14 protein-coding genes and 7 pseudogenes are annotated in these 19,681 nt (G+C 48.6%); 4 read left to right on the top strand and 17 right to left on the bottom strand.

All coding sequences use genetic code 11. From position 1 onward, the window contains the following. Positions 1-10: 10 nt before the first annotated feature. The 4 genes from ACE15A_RS11150 to ACE15A_RS11135 all read right to left on the bottom strand — a co-directional run bounded on the left by ACE15A_RS11150 (position 11) and on the right by ACE15A_RS11135 (position 5,558). A complete protein-coding gene (locus ACE15A_RS11150; RefSeq protein WP_072158735.1) occupies positions 11-586 on the bottom strand; it encodes a YceI family protein in 576 nt (191 codons plus the stop codon). A gap of 194 nt (positions 587-780) precedes the next feature. Further along, the gene (locus ACE15A_RS11145) at positions 781-2,436 is read right to left on the bottom strand and encodes a glucan biosynthesis protein D (RefSeq protein WP_023249436.1); all 1,656 of its coding nucleotides are present in this window, start codon (positions 2,434-2,436) and stop codon (positions 781-783) included. Positions 2,437-2,656: 220 nt separating this feature from the next. Beyond that, a complete protein-coding gene (locus ACE15A_RS11140; RefSeq protein WP_053509748.1) occupies positions 2,657-4,165 on the bottom strand; it encodes a carboxylesterase/lipase family protein in 1,509 nt (502 codons plus the stop codon). Between the two features lie 49 nt (positions 4,166-4,214). Further along, positions 4,215-5,558, bottom strand: a complete 1,344-nt coding sequence (locus ACE15A_RS11135; protein WP_053509750.1) for a VOC family protein — start codon at positions 5,556-5,558, stop codon at positions 4,215-4,217. Between the two features lie 292 nt (positions 5,559-5,850). Between ACE15A_RS11135 and ACE15A_RS11130 the strand changes: the two genes are divergently transcribed. After that, entirely contained in the window at positions 5,851-6,774 is a 924-nt protein-coding gene (locus ACE15A_RS11130) for a LysR substrate-binding domain-containing protein (RefSeq protein WP_023249440.1), read from the top strand. Between the two features lie 60 nt (positions 6,775-6,834). Here ACE15A_RS11130 and ACE15A_RS11125 read toward each other — a convergent pair whose 3' ends face one another. The 10 genes and pseudogenes from ACE15A_RS11125 to ACE15A_RS11080 form a co-directional block, all read right to left on the bottom strand. Further along, a complete protein-coding gene (locus tag ACE15A_RS11125; RefSeq protein ID WP_053509752.1) occupies positions 6,835-8,460 on the bottom strand; it encodes a methyl-accepting chemotaxis protein in 1,626 nt (541 codons plus the stop codon). Between the two features lie 169 nt (positions 8,461-8,629). Beyond that, positions 8,630-9,748 (bottom strand): S-(hydroxymethyl)glutathione dehydrogenase/class III alcohol dehydrogenase, encoded by a 1,119-nt coding sequence (locus tag ACE15A_RS11120; protein ID WP_023249442.1) that lies wholly within the window; start codon positions 9,746-9,748, stop codon positions 8,630-8,632. 31 nt (positions 9,749-9,779) lie between these two features. After that, entirely contained in the window at positions 9,780-10,055 is a 276-nt protein-coding gene (locus ACE15A_RS11115) for a metal/formaldehyde-sensitive transcriptional repressor (RefSeq protein ID WP_001120770.1), read from the bottom strand. Positions 10,056-10,277: 222 nt separating this feature from the next. Next, positions 10,278-10,966, bottom strand: a pseudogene (locus ACE15A_RS11110) (terminase gpA endonuclease subunit); the annotation flags it as partial. A 16-nt stretch (positions 10,967-10,982) separates the two neighbouring features. Beyond that, positions 10,983-11,052: pseudogene (locus ACE15A_RS11105) on the bottom strand (terminase small subunit); the annotation flags it as partial. A gap of 45 nt (positions 11,053-11,097) precedes the next feature. Continuing rightward, positions 11,098-11,286: a hypothetical protein gene (locus tag ACE15A_RS11100; protein WP_053509754.1), complete on the bottom strand. Its 189-nt coding sequence runs from the start codon at positions 11,284-11,286 to the stop codon at positions 11,098-11,100. Between the two features lie 22 nt (positions 11,287-11,308). Continuing rightward, positions 11,309-11,783, bottom strand: a pseudogene (locus ACE15A_RS11095) (hypothetical protein). Positions 11,784-12,111: 328 nt separating this feature from the next. Continuing rightward, positions 12,112-12,483, bottom strand: a complete 372-nt coding sequence (locus ACE15A_RS11090; RefSeq protein ID WP_053509757.1) for a lysis protein — start codon at positions 12,481-12,483, stop codon at positions 12,112-12,114. Next, positions 12,480-12,955: pseudogene (locus ACE15A_RS11085) on the bottom strand (lysozyme). The gene ACE15A_RS11090 and the pseudogene ACE15A_RS11085 overlap by 4 nt, the downstream one beginning before the upstream one ends. 93 nt (positions 12,956-13,048) lie before the next feature. After that, positions 13,049-13,237: an HP1 family phage holin gene (locus tag ACE15A_RS11080; protein WP_226302666.1), complete on the bottom strand. Its 189-nt coding sequence runs from the start codon at positions 13,235-13,237 to the stop codon at positions 13,049-13,051. A gap of 493 nt (positions 13,238-13,730) precedes the next feature. On the opposite strand from ACE15A_RS11080, the gene ACE15A_RS11075 reads away from it, so the two are divergent. Next, positions 13,731-13,877, top strand: coding sequence for a hypothetical protein (locus ACE15A_RS11075; RefSeq protein WP_164984578.1), 147 nt, complete (start codon positions 13,731-13,733; stop codon positions 13,875-13,877). 387 nt (positions 13,878-14,264) lie between these two features. On the opposite strand, the pseudogene ACE15A_RS11070 reads toward ACE15A_RS11075, so the two are convergent. Both ACE15A_RS11070 and ACE15A_RS11065 read right to left on the bottom strand, forming a co-directional pair. Further along, a pseudogene (locus tag ACE15A_RS11070) lies at positions 14,265-14,369 on the bottom strand (HNH endonuclease); the annotation flags it as partial. A 119-nt stretch (positions 14,370-14,488) separates the two neighbouring features. Beyond that, positions 14,489-16,645: an autotransporter outer membrane beta-barrel domain-containing protein gene (locus ACE15A_RS11065; RefSeq protein ID WP_053509759.1), complete on the bottom strand. Its 2,157-nt coding sequence runs from the start codon at positions 16,643-16,645 to the stop codon at positions 14,489-14,491. 652 nt (positions 16,646-17,297) lie between these two features. Between ACE15A_RS11065 and ACE15A_RS11060 the strand changes: the two genes are divergently transcribed. Both ACE15A_RS11060 and ACE15A_RS11055 read left to right on the top strand, forming a co-directional pair. Continuing rightward, positions 17,298-17,984 carry a PipA/GogA/GtgA family type III secretion system effector gene (locus tag ACE15A_RS11060; protein ID WP_053509761.1) on the top strand — a complete coding sequence of 229 codons (687 nt, stop codon included), beginning with the start codon at positions 17,298-17,300 and terminating at the stop codon, positions 17,982-17,984. Between the two features lie 336 nt (positions 17,985-18,320). Continuing rightward, a pseudogene (locus tag ACE15A_RS11055) lies at positions 18,321-18,896 on the top strand (helix-turn-helix domain-containing protein); the annotation flags it as partial. A 35-nt stretch (positions 18,897-18,931) separates the two neighbouring features. On the opposite strand, the pseudogene ACE15A_RS11050 reads toward ACE15A_RS11055, so the two are convergent. Then, positions 18,932-19,648: pseudogene (locus tag ACE15A_RS11050) on the bottom strand (hypothetical protein). Between the last annotated feature and the right edge of the window lie 33 nt (positions 19,649-19,681).

Genomic DNA, 19,681 nt, shown 5'->3' with positions numbered 1-19,681 from the left:
ATAATCCCCTTTATTGCTTAACCGCTTCTGCCTGGATTTTTATATCGACAACTTTCGTCATCCCCATATCGACCAGATAATCTACACCCCACTGGGTGCGATCTATTTGCGTGACAAAATCACCACCGCAAACCTGCGCCTTGAATATCGGGCTCATATAACAGCCAAACTTCGTGGTGGTTAAGGTGACGGGCTTAGTTACCCCCTTCATTGTTAACAAACCGTCAATAGAAACCGGTTTATTATCTGCAAAATGCCATTTTGTCGATTCAAATACCATTACTGGATATTTTTCCGCATCCAGAATATCGCTACTGCGGATATGTTTATCAAACGCATCCACCCCGGTATTTAAGGCGCTCACAGGAATCGTCACGCGCATCTCTGCGACTTGCTTTTCCGGCTGATATTTCAGTTCGCCGCTAATGGCATAAAATCCGCCGTGATTGGTTGAGGTCTGAAAATGATCGATATTAAATACCGCATTGGTATGCGTATTATCAAATTTATATACATCTGCATGAGCAGCACTTAATAAACCCAGAGACAGGACAGCACCAAGAAGACTCTTTTTCATTATATTCACTTTATATCTTAAATAAGGTGAAGCTATCTTAATGTTCCCTGTCCGCAGGATCGAGAGGGATAAACAGGAAGGACTGTTGCAAAAATAGAACGATGGAAAGGCATGTCACAAAAACAGCGGATCACGAGTGAGTTTATGTCAGAGCTATATCCAGAACCTGTACCGCCTTTGTGGCGGTACAGAAGGCAAACTGACTAACGCATGATACGATCGTCGACATAACGACGCTTATCCGGCGCGGGCGGGAAATACTGATACAGCCAGGTTTCGCTTATAGCCTCCCCCTGGCAACGCAGGAACATACGCATATCCACTGGTGCCGTAGAATCCGAGGTCGGATACCAGTCAAACTGGATACGATAACCGTCGAAAGGCTCAACGTAGAGGATCTCAATCTGCTTCGCCTCACCGCTGGAGAGCGTAATCACCGGCTCAATGCCTTTTGGCGCGGCCGCTTTCAGATCGCCGCCGACAAAATCAATAGCAAAACGGCGCGCCCATTTATCCGGGTAATGTTCGCCCGGCGCCCAGCCTTCGGGAAAACCGCCCATCCCTGTACGGGTCGCCATAACCCGCGCAAGCGGCGATTGCACCGGCGGCTGCGCGCTCCAGTACAAACGATAATTGAACGCCAGCGTATCCCCGGCTTTGATCGCTTTTTCCGGCTGCCAGAAACAGACCACATTATCCAGAGTTTCGCCAGTAGTTGGGATCTCCATCAGGCTAACCGCGCCTTTCCCCCACTTACTGCGCGGCTCCACCCACAGGCTCGGACGTTTGTTGTACCATCCCATGACATCCTGATAATGCGAGAAATCGCGATCGAGTTGCAGCAAGCCGAACCCTTTCGGGTTGTCGTCCATATATGCATTGAACTGCAATTTCTGCGGATTATTCAGTGGGCGGCAAATCCACTCGCCGTTACCCCGCCACATCGCCAGCCGATCGGAATCGTGAATTTGCGGATGAATGGTGTCGCATACCCGGCGTTCATTATTCCCGCAACTAAACATACTGGTCATCGGCGCAATGCCGAGTTGCTTAATGTCTTTACGGACGTAGAGATGGTTTTCTACGTCCATGATCACCTGCGACTTTTCACAATGGATGACAAACTTATACGCGCCCGTCACACTGGCACTATCCAGCAGAGCGTAAACAGTAAACGTGGTATCACCCGGCTTCGCGGTGTCAAACCAGAATGCGGTGAAGTCGGGGAACTCTTCCTGACCGTCAGTATAGGTATCTATCGCCAGCCCGCGAGCCGACAGGCCATACTGATAAGTATCATCTACCGCCCGGAAATAACTGGCGCCCAGAAAGGAGACAATATCGCGCCGCGCCAGTTCCGGCGCTTTAAAGACACGGAAACCGGCGAAACCGAGATCGCTCTGCCCTTCCAGTTGCGTCGTGTCAACGCCGGCATCGTTGTATTTAAACAGTTCCGGGCGAAAATGAATCTCACGAGCAAGATGAGTTGTCGTATCAACGGAAAACATGCGCACGCGACGACGAAACCCCATCCCTACGTGGAAAAACTGAATATCGAGCTGCCGATTGGCAACATTGTTCCAGAGCGAATGTGCCGCGTCATACTGGATACTGTTATAGGCCTGCGGCGTCAGATTGGCGAGCGTATCCGGCAACGGTCTCGGCGCACCATCCCAGGGTTTCTTCGCTAACGCCTGGGCCATTGTTTGCAGACCAGCAAAATCAAAACGGACAGTTTTACCATCCGCAATATCGGATTCCGCGGCAAACGCCGCCTGAGAAAAGAGTGAAGCAATACCGCTGGAACCGCACACGGCGGCCATTGCCATTGAACCTTTAATAAATCGTCTACGATTCATACCTGAAAATGAGTCCTTCTGGTCTTGTGAATGGTCCCGCGCTGGTTTTTTTCAGCAGCAAGAGCGTGCCCGTTTCTGACCGCTCACTCTAGACAAAATTCATTAATAATCCAATTGTTGGTCGCCTGGAAACTGCGCAAAAGCGTAAATATTTTATGTCGATAAGAACCGACCGAATCGGATGTAAACCTCACGCGGCATTCTTCAGGTTATGAAAAGTTTACTCCAGACTAACATGATGTTTCATGACACGCTTAAACAGCGCCAGACGCGCACGCATAAAGCGGTTTTCCACTTTAAAACCGGCAAGCTTGTTCAGTCCAATCCGCAACAAACGATCTCGCCCCCGAATGCTGGCGGGCCAGCGAACCGGGCCGTGCAGCACATCACGCGTGCGGCTGGCATGACGAGCGAAATTCACCCAGTAATCCGCCACCTGCGAGGCAAAGGCCAGGTCATTCTCATTCACATAATGGCATGTGGGCTCAGCCCGCGTTAACGTATCGAACACATACGGTATTTCATTGCCATGACAGGCGCCATTAGCATAGGTGTTATGCTCCGCTTCGGCGACATAATCAAACCAGTAACGCCAGCACGGTTCGCCGATCCGCTGCTGCGCTTGCATGACGACATAACCCAACGTGGTAAATACCATATCCCGACAGACCTGCCGCCCTAGCGCTTCGTCGCCTTTCACACCAGGATAAAGCAGCCGGATTACCCCCAGTCCAACACGCCGCTCACGGCGCATTTTTTGAATTTGACCGGCAATATCAACGCCAAAAACCGCCAATACGCTGGCTTCATCGCTGTTCGAGCCGATCATCACCGGTATCGGATGCTGTTTAGCCGCAAAGAAGGTTTCCAGCATCGGCTGCGGCAATACGACGTCGCCGGAAATCGGCGTCGGAGCAATTTTAAAGGGCGCGTCCAGCGGCCAAAACGTCTCTGCTGGTAAAGCGCGTAGCTGTTCAGCTGTGGCATTGGCTAAGCCAACATGTTCCGCCAGCGCAACACCCTTTTTAAGCGCCACCTCGCGGGGCGTATCCGGCAGCGTATAACCACTCTGAATAATCGCTTTATGAAAAAGCCCCTTAGCCAACGGCGAAGCCATCAACGACAGCACGCTGCGGGCGCCAGCGGACTCGCCAAATAGCGTCACATTCTGCGTATCGCCGCCAAACGCGGCAATATTGTCCTGCACCCAACGCAGCGCGGCGATTTGATCGAGTAAAGCGAAATTATGAATACACTCCGCCTCTTCGCCTTCCAGCGCCGGATGCGCGAAAAAGCCCAGATGGCCAAGCCGATAATTGACCGTCACCACGATCGCGCCGCGCTTCGCCAGCGCATGACCGTCATAGGGCGGCAGACTACCCGCGCCAATGGTGTAACCGCCGCCGTGTAGCCAGACCATGACCGGCAACAGTTTATGACGTACGGCGGGAGCCCAGACATTCAGATAGAGACAATCTTCAGAAAAATTTCCCGGATCGCCGCCGCCAAGTTCGCGACACCAGGTAATGTCCTGCCAACTGGCGCAGGAGAAACAATCCGCCTGGCGCACATCCTGCCAGGACGTAACAGGCTGCGGCGCACGCCAGCGTAGCTCCCCTATTGGCGGCGCGGCATAGGGTATACCGCGCCAGATATGGATTTCTTCCTGTACGACGCCCACGATTTTACCGTGACGCGTTTGCACCAACGGGATGGAGGGATTCAACATAACGCCTTCCTTTTTACAGCATCCTCACAGCCTGTGAAGCTTACCGTTTTTAAAGCAGACCGCAACGGCGTTTACTGCGTTCTTCCGCTTCCTGATATAACGAAAACTCATCCAGTACCGAACATCCCAGCGCCTGTTCAAAGGCATCCTGGCTGGCATTACCGTGGCTTCTGGCCTGCGTTTCATTTCCCAGATTCGACTGGAAAATGCCGGCAGCGCTGACCGGGAGAAAATCTTCATAGGTAATCGGCTGCGCGATCACCCAACCACGCTCGATATGCGGCTGCGGATCGTCACCAGGATGAATCGCCTGACGATGCGCCTCACCGGAAGGCGTTAAGCGATAGCGGAACCAGGCAAGCCCCTGCTGACGGAGCAGAAATTCGCTATCCGGAAAGGCGTTAAAGACCTCCTGTAAATGGAGTTGATGCGTGAAGTTATCCTTACCCGTTTCTGCCTTTTGCAACAATTCGTCATATAACCGACGACCTTTTGGCGTCAGAGCGACGCCGCGTTGCTCAATTTCGCCGAAGCGCGCCGTGTGTGTACCCTGTTTTTCACCAACGAAGAGCACCTGCTCTTCCAGTGCTTTGAAACTGGTTTGCCGCAACAGAATGGGCACTTCGCGGCGAGGCGGACCTTCGATAAGAATTTTAGGCGTAATGCCGCACTCCGGCATCATTGCCTGTACCCGGTCGATATCCAGAGTACGTGGCGTCAGATGGTTAATGTGACATCCTGGAAAACAGACCACGTCGGCAATTAACCGATGTTCACGATGCAGGGCGCGGTACGTTTCTTCATCAACAGTAGCCTGACGATGCCAGCGAAAAGTCTCCAGCGTTTCACGGACGAATTCTTCGGCCTGGGCAGTACTGAAACCGCCCTGCTCGTCGTACTCATCCAGCAATTGTCGGCAGCGCGACGTAAAAATATCCCGCTGCGATAAGATTTCCGCCGCCCGCTGGCGTAATGCCGCATCTTCAATGAGTTCCAGGCGTAATAGCGAAGTGAACACGCGGAAGGGATTACGCGAAAGCGAAGCGTCGTCAATGGGACGAAATGCCGTGGAGTGCACCGGCACGCCCGCCTGAGAGAGATCGTAATAGCTCACCGGGTACATCCCCATGATAGCGAATATCCGACGCAAGGTAGAAAGTTCTTCTGCGGTGCCAACACGAATAGCGCCATGTCGTTCCACGTTCAACCGCGCCAGTTCATCGGCATTAGCCAACTGCTCATGCAATTTGGGATTATTTTCCAGCACCGCCAGATTCACGTCAGCGACAAGTTCCAGTAACGTACCGTACTGCGGAACTTCCTGCTGGTACATTGCCGACATTGCCTGCGAAAAGTGTTCCCGAATCTCATCTGCCGTGATGGTGTTCGCCATAATGTCATGCCTCCAGTGAATGTTACCTGGAGTGTAGAAAACCTCATCCATTCCGGGGAGAAGAATTTACAAACTGTGATCCCGCCTGAATTCATTGTGTGGAACGGATTGACACACGCTGGCGTATCCCCGATCAGAGCGCGGCTTAGCACGCTTAACGGCAGTTGAATCATCAGCAAAATAAAACAGTTGTAACTTTAAATGGTAAAATGTTAATAATATTTTGCTATCAAGTTATCAAAAACAAACAACTTTACTTGTCACCCGCATGGCTCTGTTTTTAACATCGCTTATGGAAAAAAATGGTCTGTTTAGTCAGCGCATTCGGTTGCGCCACCTTCATACGTTTGTCGCCGTTGCGCAACAGGGAACTCTGGGGCGCGCGGCTGAAACCCTTAACCTGAGCCAGCCAGCCCTTTCTAAGACGCTGAACGAACTGGAGCAACTCACCGGAACCCGTCTGTTTGAACGCGGGCGACTGGGCGCGCAATTAACGGTTCCTGGCGAACAATTTTTAACCCATGCGGTAAAAGTATTAGATGCGTTGAATACTGCCGGGCAGGCGCTGAATCGCAAAGAGGATGCCAGCGCCGATGTGGTGCGTATTGGCGCGCTCCCCACCGCTGCGCTGGGTATTCTCCCGGCGGTAATTGGGCGGTTCCATCAACAGCAAAAATCGACCTCGTTACAGGTCGCCACCATGAACAATACGATGTTGCTTGCTGGTCTCAAGTCAGGCGAGATCGATCTGGGTATTGGCCGCATGTCAGACCCGGAATTAATGAGCGGCTTAAATTACGAACTGCTGTTTTTAGAATCGCTTAAATTAGTGGTACGCCCCGGCCATCCCCTGTTACAGGAGACGATCACGCTCAGCCGGGTTATGGAATGGCCGGTAGTCGTCTCGCCAAAAGGCACGGTGCCGCGCCAGAATGCGGAAGCCCTGTTGCAAAGCCAGGGATGTAAAATGCCTGCAGGGTGTATCGAAACGCTATCCGCATCGTTATCACGACAACTGACCGTAGATTACGATTACGTCTGGTTCGTCCCCTCTGGCGCGGTTAAAGAAGATCTTCGCCAGGCGACGCTGGTCTCATTACCCGTGCCGACCCAGAGCGCAGGCGAGCCCATAGGTATTCTTACACGAGTTGATATCCCGCTTTCAACCGGGGCGCAAACGCTGATTGCGGCGATCCGTAAATCGATGCCGCTGTGATGGCGGCCGCCGGATAATAAACGCGCCCGCGGCTAAAATAGCCCGATGGCGCGACGCTTATTAAAGGAAGGATGAACGCATTGTCGCGCCAGTATCCTGTAAACGAAACGCATCAACGGCTTGCGTCAAGCGGGCGGCCTGTTCTTCAAGCGAAGCCGCCGCCGCTGACGCCTCTTCTACCAGCGACGCGTTTTGCTGCGTGACCTTGTCCATCTCAGAAATCGCCTGACTGACCTGGACAATGCCGCGACTTTGTTCATCAGAAGCTGCAGCGATATCAAGCATGATATCAGTGACGCGTTTTACGGCATCCACAATCTCATTCATGGTGCTCCCCGCAGCGACAACCTCTTCAGAACCTAGTTCAATCAGACTAACCGATTCGCCGATCAAGCCTTCAATCTCTTTTGCCGCCTGCGCGCTGCGACTGGCGAGGGTACGAACTTCACTGGCGACCACCGCAAACCCGCGTCCTTGTTCTCCGGCACGCGCGGCCTCGACCGCCGCGTTCAGCGCCAGAATGTTAGTCTGGAAGGCGATACTGTTAATGACGGCGGTAATTTCCGAGATTTTTTTCGAGCTGGTGGAGATATTTCCCATCGTTTGCACGACCCCGGAAACCATCTGGCCTCCACGACTGGCTTTACCGGAGGCGTCTTCCGCCAGTTTGCTGGCGTGATGCGCATTATCCGCATTCTGTTTAACGGTTGCCGTCAACTGTTCCATACTGGCCGCGGTCTGTTCAATGGCGGCAGCCTGCTGTTCAGTGCGAGAAGATAAATCCGTGTTACCGGCGGTAATTTCGCTGGTGCCGCGATAAATTTCCTCCGCCCCCTGACGCACCGTCCCTACCGTTTGCTGCAACGCATGCTGCATCTGCTGAAGATGACAACTCAGGCGACCAATTTCACTGCGTCCTGCGGGCTCGTCGGCCATGGTCAGATCGCCCGCCGCAATGCGTTCGATACGTGACGCGGCCTGCTGTAACGGCCGTATTACCGTACGACGCAGCACCCTAAAGGTCATTAACGTCAATACCAGCGCCAACGTAAACGCGCCAATCATAAACATCATACCAAGCCGGCTACGTTGGTAAGCCTGCTCGCTAAGCAGCCTCGCCCGCTCGGTGCGCAGTTCAATAGCTTTCAACAGGACATGGTTATATGCCGCATCCAGTTGTTTTGCCTGCTCGTTTTCATGATTAATGATCGCTTCGAACATGCCATTTTTGGCAAATTTCAGCATCGGTTGTAGACCATTGATATAGGCGTTGTAGCGGGTGTTTAACTCATTATCCAACGCTTCATCGGCTGGTGTTTTCACCGCTCTGGACATATAAGCGTTAAAACCGTCCTGAGACTGCGCGATCCGAGTTTCCGCGGCGGCAATATTGGCTTTCATTTCATCCATTTCGGCAATCCGGCTCGCCGCGCCAGCGTGGATCATATTGATACGTGCGGTACGTAAGTGGTTAGCGCTGTTGGATAATCCCATCCGTACCTGAATCTCGTCCGTTACATCACGCTGATCGCGATCGGCCTGTAACAGAAAATAGCCAGCCAGCCCGGCACTCAAAGCAAAAAGAAGAAGGATGCCACCGAGAATGGAGGAAAACAGCGGAACCAGCCGAATGTGATGCAGGAAGCCCAGTTTATGCGAGGCTTGCATCGAGAATGTGTTGCCCATGACCGTTGACTCTCTTGTAGGTTTAATGCGTAAAAACACGCCCGTTAGATAGTCATCGGCACTTCATGACGTTTGCTTATCGCGAAAAGCATCGCCTTCGTCACATTTTCACAACATTCATTCCAGAAAATTCAGATAAGCGCCAGCGGATTTTCCGCTGGCGGATGAATCAGTTATCACCAAAGTGGATAACGGTACGGATAGATTTGCCCTGATGCATCAGTTCAAAGGCATTGTTAATCTGCTCCAGCGGCAGACGGTGAGTAATAAAAGGATCTAAACGGATTTTACCGTTCATCGCATCTTCTACCATCCCTGGCAGCTGCGTGCGCCCTTTCACGCCGCCAAAGGCGGAGCCACGCCAGACGCGACCTGTCACTAGCTGGAAGGGACGGGTTTTAATTTCCTGTCCTGCGCCCGCTACGCCAATAATAATGCTTTCCCCCCAGCCTTTATGACAACATTCCAGCGCTGCTCGCATCACGTTAACGTTGCCGATACATTCAAAACTAAAGTCCACGCCGCCATCAGTAAGTTCAACAATAACGTCCTGGATCGGTTTATCATGATCATTCGGGTTAATAAAGTCTGTCGCCCCCATTTCGCCCGCCAGCGTAAATTTGTCCGGATTCGTATCAACAGCTAAAATACGCCCTGCTTTAGCCTGAACCGCGCCCTGAATGACCGCCAGCCCAATACCGCCTAAACCAAAAACGGCAACGGTATCGCCGGCTTTCACTTTAGCGGTGTTATGTACGGCGCCAATACCGGTCGTCACGCCGCAGCCCAGCAGACACACTTTATCCAGCGGCGCCTGCGGGTTCACTTTCGCCAGAGAAATTTCCGCGCAAACGGTATATTCGCTGAACGTACTGGTTCCCATATAGTGATAAACCGGTTCGCCGTTATAAGAAAAACGGGTGGTGCCATCCGGCATTAGTCCTTTTCCCTGAGTGGCGCGTACGGCCTGGCAAAGGTTGGTTTTACCGGATTTACAGAACTTACACTCGCCGCATTCCGCCGTATACAGTGGAATAACATGGTCGCCAGGTTTCAGACTGGTTACCCCCTCGCCGACCCCGACTACCACGCCGCCGCCTTCGTGACCCAGGACTGCCGGGAATACGCCTTCCGGATCATCGCCAGAAAGGGTAAATGCATCGGTATGGCAAACGCCTGTATGGGTGATTTTGACCAGAACTTCACCTTTTTTCGGCGGCGCAACGTCAATCTCGACAATTTTTAGTGGCTGACCGGGACCAAAAGCAACTGCTGCACGTGATTTCATATGTCTCTTCCTGTTACGGTGAGGGAAATTGTTATTTTAGATAAGCGCGAAGGAGATGGCCGATTTCCGCCATCCGAACAGCGCGCTGATCTGGCGTGGTTTCCCCGCTGACCAGCTCATCTTTCAGGTGGATTTCAACCATTTCACTCATCAGGCCATTAGACGCGCCGCGCACGGCGGCAATCTGTTGCAAAATCGCCAGACAAGGCTCGCCGGACTCAAGCGCCCGCTCCAGCGCTTCGACCTGCCCGCGAATACGACGAACACGGGTAAGAATACGTTTTTTATCTTCAGGTGAATGCGGCATACGCCCTCCGTATACTATAGGGGAGTATACTATCAATTTTTTTATGTAATTGTAAAATAAAAGATAATATAAAAATCAATATGTTATAACTTATTGACAAATATCTTAAAAATCAGTTCACCTTCAGCGCAATCCAGCACGCGAGGAACTTTTTCAGGCCGCAGAAAATAAACGCCAAAGTTTCTTTTTAATGATGTGATGCCCGGCTGGCGTACACAGTTAATAATGAATCACTTTTTCCAGCAAAAGCTCATGGCTGAGTTTTTCGGCTACCGCCTCTTCATAAGGCTCGCCCAGGGTGGTGTTTATAAAGGTTTTCACACCATTTGGATCTTTCAGCGCATCCAGCCAGTCATAAACAATCTGTATCCAGGTGGTAAAGGGACTGTAAGCCGTCCAGATATGAAAGGTAATGGATCGTGGCGGCGGAACCTCCTCACCGGACGCGCTGAAATAAGTCAGTCCATCACGTGTCCACATGCCTGTGTTATCGCAAATCCAGCGTCCCGCTTTCTGATCAAGTTCCGACTGACGGATCACGCATCCATTATGTTCACAAAGGTAATACACCGTCTCCGGCTTGCTTTTCTCCCATTTCAGACCGAACGGCGTACTGCATCACCGAATTTAAGGTACCGTTCTTCGCCACAGTGCGGACACGGTACATGAAAACGCATAAAATGCGCCGATTCATTTGCCCCCTTTTCAATCTGGCATGACCCTTTGACTTTTGGTGTGGAGCCCCGAATGGATTTAGGCCAGACAGAACCTTCAATACGTTTATCCCCTAGCAGCGTCGGCGAACCTTCTTTCTCGACATCCGGCTCAAAAGATGACAATTCGTCATAGCAGACCACATCCACCGATTTTTCACGGTAGTTTTTGGCTACTGCACCGCCGAGGCACCAGAACAAGCGGCAAACCCTAGCTTTGCCAGGCTGTGACAGTTCTGGCGTCACAACCAAAAATTTCAGCCAGTTTTTTTGTTCACGTTCATGGAAAAGTCCCCCGGAAACAGGAAAGTATCTGCTGGATAACGTTTTTAGCTAAAAACGTTATCCAGCAGATACTTTTTTTCTAAAAAAACCTTTAAAAACAACCAATAAACGATAAGAAGAACGGATCTGATTTTTCCCTGAAAAATTTCATAAGGAGTGAAATCCTGCGACGCTGCCGCCCCGTAATGTTCCGGACTGCCGGAAAGGACCCGTAAAGGTTGATGTCCTTCCACGGATTAGCCCCTGCTGTAATGCTTACTTACGTAACCGTTCCAGCAAATCTTTCTCAAATATCCCGGTGCTTTTACTCTCAACCGGCTTCACCTTATCGTTACCGTCGGCAGTGCCTGTCACCATTACCGAAACATTACTGCCTTCACCGGAACTCCAGACCTGCGCGACGATACGGTAATGCTCCTGGATATTTTGTGTCTGCGGTAATAGTGAACAGTCCAGATACAACGAACTCAGCTCCGGGTCATCCCCAATACCGGCGATAATCCCTGTGGTATGGTCGTTAACACTGGCTGTGATGGCCTTCTCCCTGAAATACAGCTCCACGGCATTCAGCAACTCATCCGGTTTACGATTACCGATGAATGAGGTTGATATCTGTTCGCTCATCCCTGGCTGCTGCCCGGTCTGGCTGCCCTCCCGTTTTAACCGGACCATACACAGTAATGCAGCCGCCAAGACAAAGTGCGGCAGTGGTGGCTAATATACGGCGCATAGTCATTACCGATAATAAAGCGTTGTACAACCGGCGAGGGACACACATACCAGGGCCAGTACGAATAATTTTGCCTTCATTAATTTTCCTTGTTATCAGGTTTCAGTTCTGTCCGCTCACTTTGTCCGGGGCTCGTTGACAGATGTAAAAAAGCCAGTGGTCAGACTGGCCAATATTTTGTTATGTTATATCATTTATAATCTGGAAATTATTTAACTGGTTATAAACTCCAGAAAAAACTAAATAAGATTTCATGGCGTGCTTTTAATGACGATGCTGAACATGTTTGTCTTCCGCCCGGAGATGCAGGTGTCCATCTCCGGGTCTTTTATTTCAGACACTGCGTCCGAATGTACTCCTGCAAATACTTCAGTTTTTCCTGGTCGCTGATGATCCCGGCGCGGATATCGAGAACATTCCGTCCAGAATCTGGAGAGAGTTCGACGGTGGCAGCATTGCCCACGCGGCTGGCGCTGGTGGTTGCGGTCCAGGTGGGCACTGTACAGCGCCGGCCACCAGCAGCAAGGCGGCGCTGCAAATCAGTATTCCTGGTCTGTGCATCAGCTAATTCCTTCGTGTATTTTGCATCGAGGGCGGCAACGTCACGCTGGCGCTTCGTCATGTCGGTAATTGTCGCGTTCGCCAGCGCCGCGACCACAATCAACAATGAGGCTATTACGCCCGTGGTTATGCGGTTCATTTCTGCCCCCACGTACACACTTCGCGCTCAATCTCGCGACGCGTTACCAGTCCTTTCCACTGTCTGCCACCTGCATACGTCCAGCGTTTAAGCTCGTTGCAGGCTCCGGCATGGTCGCCAGCGTTGAGTTTTTTCAGTAGGGTTGACCTGGCTAACGCGCCAGTGCCAACGTTGTACGCAAAGGAGTAGAGCGCGGCTCTTTCTCTGTTCGGGATACTGGCCTTAATCAGTGGATCAATGCGGGCTGCGACCAGTGCAAGGTCTTTATTCAGCAGTGCATCACACTCCGCATCGGTGTAGTGCTTGCCAGGTACGTATGTCCATCACATACAGTAAGTACGCCAGCCACATCCCGATAGGGTTCGTGGCGCCTGCCTTCCAGACCGTCATTACCGCCCAAAAGCGCCGCCGCTATCACTATTACACTCGCGCCACCAGCCAGAAGGGCTTTAACTTTCGTCCTTAGCGCCATCGTCTCCCTCCGGTTCTTCTGCGGTGAGTACCAGCGATTTCAGCGAACTATCCGGCCTGCTGGCAAGCTGTCTCAGTATCTGATTACGCTTCTCTATCGCTGCCACCTGGCTTTCTGCGCCTGCGCGGATTGCTGTTTGTAGTGGCGATTAACCAGAAACGTTCCGATGCCGAGGATGATGCCAATCAACGCGCCGTAGTCATTCAGCGTCCATTGAGCAAAAAGGCTACTAATAAACGCCCACAGGTAGGCCAGCCACGTAGTGTGCTTTTCGATATTCAAAATGGATGTCCTGTGAATAGAAAAAGAAAAGGCTACGCCCTGGCGCAGCCTGTTGACCTGTCTATCCTGAAATGGTTATGTTTTTACCGTCGTTCATCTTTCCATGTATGAACGTATATCCCATGGTGAATGCTTATATTGAATGATTTTACTCGGTTCTCTGACCGGGCTTTTTTTTGGAGATCTGCTATATGAACTTCTGGGAAAAAGCCCTCACCGCCATCCTTATCACTTACATTGTGTTCGAAGTCTCTTTACTGCGTAATCCTGTCTGGCTGTTCGCATAAATAAGAAAAGGCTACCGAAGTAGCCTTTAAGTACGAGTCTGATTTCTGCTGGGTGTTGCGGTGCCAGGCGCCTCCCTGTGAGTCGTTAGTTGGTTTAACCGTGACTCGCACTCCCCTGATAATCAACTATCCTGAAACCACTTCCGCCCATGCGCATAGCTGGATTCGCCGCAACGAGAAAAAAACCTACAATAAGCAGGAGGTCGATGGCAAGTTTAAAGGACAGATTTTTTCCTGATAAATATCAGAATTTATCTTATATTATCAGCCTGTTCACCATGCAACGTATGACTTTTCCTTTCGAGCAAGTCAGCTATATTGCCTGTCGTAACCCTTTTGCCATTCTCAAGTAACTGGATAACCGTATCGCCAATTTCTTCGGCCATGAAATGATTTCGCACGACTCTCAAATCATTGCCCTTTGTATGGTTATTGGTATTAACGTTGTACATCAGACAAAGAATTGAAGCTAAACAAAAGATACAGACTGGTGTACTGGTTCCGTCTGTAGGTATCACAGGTCTCATAAAGGCACTCGCTTAAACCGTCTCTTCCGGTCGCTGATTCTGCCACAATGCGGACATCTGTCAGAAGGAGATGCCATTGCCATATCGCAGTGGCACCAGATAAGGGCTTTCTTTGGTGCTTTGGCTGTGATTCTGTTTGGTCTCACGATCGCAACGGAAAGGACACTCAGCGCTGGCAGGCGATGACCACTGTGCGCATTTGGTGATCCGGTTCTGCTTCCAGCCTTCGCTTTTGTGTTGTTCGCAATAGCCTGACTGATCAGTGGTGGTATTGCGGCAATCTAGAACACGGCTGGCTTTTGGTGTTTGTTGTGGCATTGAAAGCTTCTCAATGATAGTGCAAGTACGAGGCGTGACATTTCTTTTTTGGCAGGCCCCCCCATAACAGTGGTAATAAAAAGGCCACAATCAGTGGCCTTTTTAACTTCACCTCAAGATTAGAATGCGTATTTTATACCCAACGTGGCCTGGGAATCAGAAAAGCTGTTGCTACCTACTTGCTGGGATACATTCACCCAAACATTGGTGTTTTCTGAAAGCTGTCCATTAACACCCACTTTCGCCTCAAATGCATTTCTGGCGCCAGACTGACTTACTGTCTCATTATTCATTTTGACGCTAAAGTCTTTGGTGTTATGAATGTAATTTACCTCTACATACGGCTCAAAAGTACGGCCACTATTATCATCTATTTTATTATGTCCGTTAGTATAAGCTCTTACACCTAGTCGTGACATGATATTGCCGCTTCCGTTGAATGAAACGTTAGTGCCGTTTTTTTCATTGAGGTTCCTGGTTCTGACATCCATCAGTGCAAGTTGCGCCACTGGTTGAAGCCAATAGGAAGTACGGCCACTTTCACCAACCTTGTAAGCATAACCTCCTTCAATAGACCCAGTAAAACCTTTTGAGGAATATGATTCTTCAGAAATCTGCTCCCCTTTTACTGAGTTATCAAACCAACTATATTGGCCCCAAACATCTACATAAGTCCATGATTTATCATCGTAGCCTTTAATCCAGGTGGCATATAAACCAGCACTGTATCCATTAACAGATGCCTTTGAGGAATAATCAGTAATTGACGAATGAGTACGGCTATGGTTATTACCATACCCACCCATAATACCAATACGAATTGACTCATCGTCACGACCTGCCCATTTAAATAAGTCTCCACCTAGCTGCAGAACATAACGGTTGCTTTGTGTCTTCAACTGTCCGGTGCTGTCATTGAAGCGATTATGCCCCCCCTCTTGTCGCATCCATAGGCTAGAGAACTTATAAGTACCAGATATCGGATCAAAATACTTTACTTCCCCACTTCTGTCCTGAAAATCATTCAGGAACATAGTATTGGAAAAATAATTATTGGCTACATAGCTACCAGCTTCCGGACGCAGAATATTGAAACTGGGTTTCGGTACAGGAGTTGGCTCCGGTGTAGGTGTAGGTGTGGGTTCCGGCGTAGGGACTGGATCCGGTCCCGGTGTCGGTTGTTTTTGACTGGTTAAGTACCAATGATTTTCATTAGCCCCTTCACCTCTAACCAGACTATAATCGTATGCACCAGCGACTATACGCCCAGCCTGTTTAAATGATCCATTAACATTTCCGTCAATGGAAATAATATCAATCCCGTTTAGTGTTTCAGCCCCAATCCCACCAATGTTATTCACTGCCACATTAGTGGTTCCGTCATAATTCCCTTTGATTAACAGTTTATCTATGACTGTATTATCATCAGCCAGAGCACCATTAAAAACCAACGCCCCATTATTACTGGTGTAATTACCAGAAACAGTCACCAACTTACCGTAAGTATTTTGATCTGATAAGGTAATAGTGCCGTCATTAACCAGATTATTATTAAATTTAAAATCATTTGCTGTTAGTAATGCCAGTTGGCCACTTGAAGCAATAGTTACAGAACTATCACCCAAAGCGTTATCATTTAAAACATTAAGAATACTTCCCGCACCAACATTAACCTTGCCTGACATCTTCTTATTATCACCTGTCAGGTTAGTTGTACCGTTAATAAATGTTAAATCACCCATCCCTGAGATTGGTGTTGAAAAATCATAATTATCAGAAGTGTGATTAAACCTTATCTCCCCCGTTCCCGATTTGAATACAATTTCTGATGCGTTTACATACCCTGGTGCTTCTGGCGCTGACTCATCAAGACCGCCAATTGTAATGGTTGCATTTTGCCCTGCTCTTTCGGCCAGTTCAATTTCATTTCTGACATTAACCTCACCACCATTTGAGACAACCAGTGAGGCATTACCAATATATCCCAGGTAAGCGTCGCTGACATTTAAACGGCTATCGGCACCATCAATTTTAATATATGAACTTTTATAATCATCAGCAGATGACATAAAAAAAGTATTTGCAATAACCTCAGAACCACCACTAACCAGCATCGTTGAGTTTGTGTTGGCATTAAGAACTAATGTATTTGTATTCAGCTTGGAATTACCAGAAACAATAATATGAGAGTTATCTAACTGGCTTACCACTTGAGAACCCGCAGTCAATATAGCCTTGTTATCAATTTTAAGCTGAGAGTTACGAACATACAACATCTCTTCAACATTCAGAGCGCTGCCATTACCTTCGACAGTTAAATTACTGCTTTCGATACTTACGTTGCCTGTACCTGTTAAATACGACGAATCTGCAGGATCACTATTGACAGAGACAGTGGCACCATTAGTGATATTCAGAGATGATGGTTTGGGAGTTCCACCAAAAGCGCTAATAATTTCTTATTCACAACGAATTCCTAACGAGTTAAAACGCACACAATATAGTCCATTAGGATTTTACTTAAAATCATTCCGTTATGAAACCGGAAAAACCGAGATGAAAGTTAGCCAGATAAATATAACCACAGAAAATAATAGCCGAAAAACAATCAACAACTCATTTTTAGTGATATACCACTTCATTGTTCAGATATATTTACTGACTCTTACAAAGCCATAATTGTGCTCACAGGTTATTCTGGTACGATAATTTTCGACTGATACGGGGTCTGTGATTCCTCCATTCTTCGGATACCAGCCTTATCCCGGTTACAGGTCGCCAGCGCGGAAAGCAGACTCACATTCAAATCAAATACTGCAAATTTAGCTTTTAGCTTAATTGATTGCGTGCTGAGTGAATTCTGTTTGACAAAATCATACTGCTGATAGAGTGTTAATGATAAGTAATAAAATGGATATATAACTCACCATGCCGACAGGAATTAAGTCAATATTTATCAATGACATGATATCAACCTACGGATTACCCCATCCCCATGACAGCAAGGTATTTCCAGACCTTCCTGAACACAAAGATAATCCTTCGCAATTACGCCTCCAACATGATGGTCTTGCTACTGATGATAAAGCCAGACTGGAACCAATACGCCTTGTTGAATATATGGTCTCAGGACCAGGGGGAATGGATCCCGAAGTTGAAATTGATGATGATACCTATGATGAATGCCGTGAGGTGCTATCACGCATACTTGAAGATGCATACACTCAAAGCGGGACATTCCGCAGACTGATGAATTATGCCTACGATCAAGAATTGCATGATGTAGAACAACGTTGGTTACTGGGAGCCGGAGAAAACTTTGGAACTACCGTAACTGATGAGGACCTGGAGAGTTCAGAAGGCAGAAAAGTGATTGCCCTCAACCTGGATGATACAGACGATGATTCAATACCAGAGTGCTATGAAAGTAATGATGGCCCACAACCATTTGATACAACACGCTCATTTATTCATGAAGTAGTACACGCGTTGACTCATCTTCAGGACAAAGAAGATAACAATCCAAGAGGCCCGGTAGTCGAGTATACCAATATCATTTTAAAAGAGATCGGTCACACATCACCACCAAGAATCTCCTACGAATTTAGTAATTGACACTCATCAAAAAATGCAAAATCCCACGATGCTACAACACAGTAACCAGTTCAGGTCAGCAGTCCATAGATACTGGCCCCGTCAGGACACCACCAGCCAGCCCAGTACCAGAAATCGGATCTGACATCTAACCCCCTCTTAATTGCTTTGACTCCTCTCAAGAATGAGGGGAATAAAAAAGGCCGCCATTTGGCAGTCTGATTAACCTATTAATATTGTTTTACTTTCTTAATTTGTATTAGTCGCGACTTGCTCTGATACATGGCCTTGAAAGGTTGAGAGTTACCGGTTTTGATATGGGTGTCGAATCCTTATACAAAACACGAGGTAACTCTCATGCTTCATACTAACAATCCCGTCATCAAACACAAAGCCGGTTTGCTCAATCTGGCTGAAGAACTCAGCAATGTATCGAAAGCCTGTAAAATCATGGGCGTTTCACGTGATACATTTTATCGTTACCGCGAACTGGCCGACGAAGGCGGCGTGGAAGCGCTGATAAATCGCAGCGCTCCTGACCTTAAGAACCGCACCGATGCAGCCACTGAGCGGGCTGTGGTTGATTATGCCGTCGCATTCCCGGCTCACGGCCAGCACCGGACCAGCAACGCGCTGCGCAAACAGGGCGTTTTTATCTCCGGCAGTGGTGTTCGTTCCGTCTGGTTACGCCATAACCTTGAGAACTTCAAAAAACGCCTGAAAGCGCTGGAAGAAAAAGTGGCCCGTGATGATATTGAACTGACTGACAGCCAGATCGCAGCGCTGGAGCGTAAAGCCAGTGATGACGAGGCCTGTGGTGAAATTGAAACCGCTCATCCGGGTTATCTGGGGTCACAGGACACGTTCTACGTTGGCAATCTAAAAGGTGTCGGGCGTAGTTATCAGCAAACATTCGTTGATACGTACTCCCGGAATCAGCTCATGCCCTCCCCCGGACAATCCGTTTATTAAAGTCTAACTTTTACCAACGCAATTTCATAAGAGAGCCCATCTTCTGGCCTAAAGATAATAAATCTGTTATTATTTTTAGTAAACGACTTCGACAAAACAAAACTATCATGATATCTGGCCAATACGTAGTACCAGCCGCCATCATATAATATCATTTCGTATTCTTTCTTTAATTGCGGCTTATAAAGCCCAACAAAAAAAGAAAACATCCAAAAGTATATAATAAACCCCACCATAATTATGGTAAAACAATATCTTCGCACCCAACTTAGTTGAGTAAAACAAATTACTGGTAGCAGTTTACTGTAAAACCGCATACCCACCGATAAGCATAGGGCCACCAGTAAAACGATAAAAAAAAGCTCCCACAAAAATGACTTTCTTAAGATAGAGAACTAAATAACAATTGGAATAAAGAACAAAACCGCAGCTAAAAAAAGACGTAAAAAGCTAAGATCATTAATGTGTGCTTTTCGCTTTACTACAAAAAACAATAAAATACCAATCCCCCATGCCACTATAAATATAGCCATCGGGCTAATAGCGTGGAATAAACTTCGAGCAATGTTGTCGGGACCAACGCCTACATACCACCATGGGAAACCATAGTATGCGGAGACTCCCCACCCATAAAAATAGGCGCTTCCCCATCCCAAACCACCTAAATAGGCCAAAAGCATCGAAGAGTTTTTAATGATCGAATCATCACTCATTATAGTTAACCCACTTTAAAATATTGACTATAA

Origin of the sequence: Salmonella sp. HY31 (assembly GCF_042604575.1) — a bacterium.
Lineage (GTDB): Bacteria > Pseudomonadota > Gammaproteobacteria > Enterobacterales > Enterobacteriaceae > Salmonella > Salmonella diarizonae.
The sequence above is the reverse complement of the archived record's forward strand: the minus strand, read 5'-3'. Positions and strand labels throughout refer to the sequence as shown.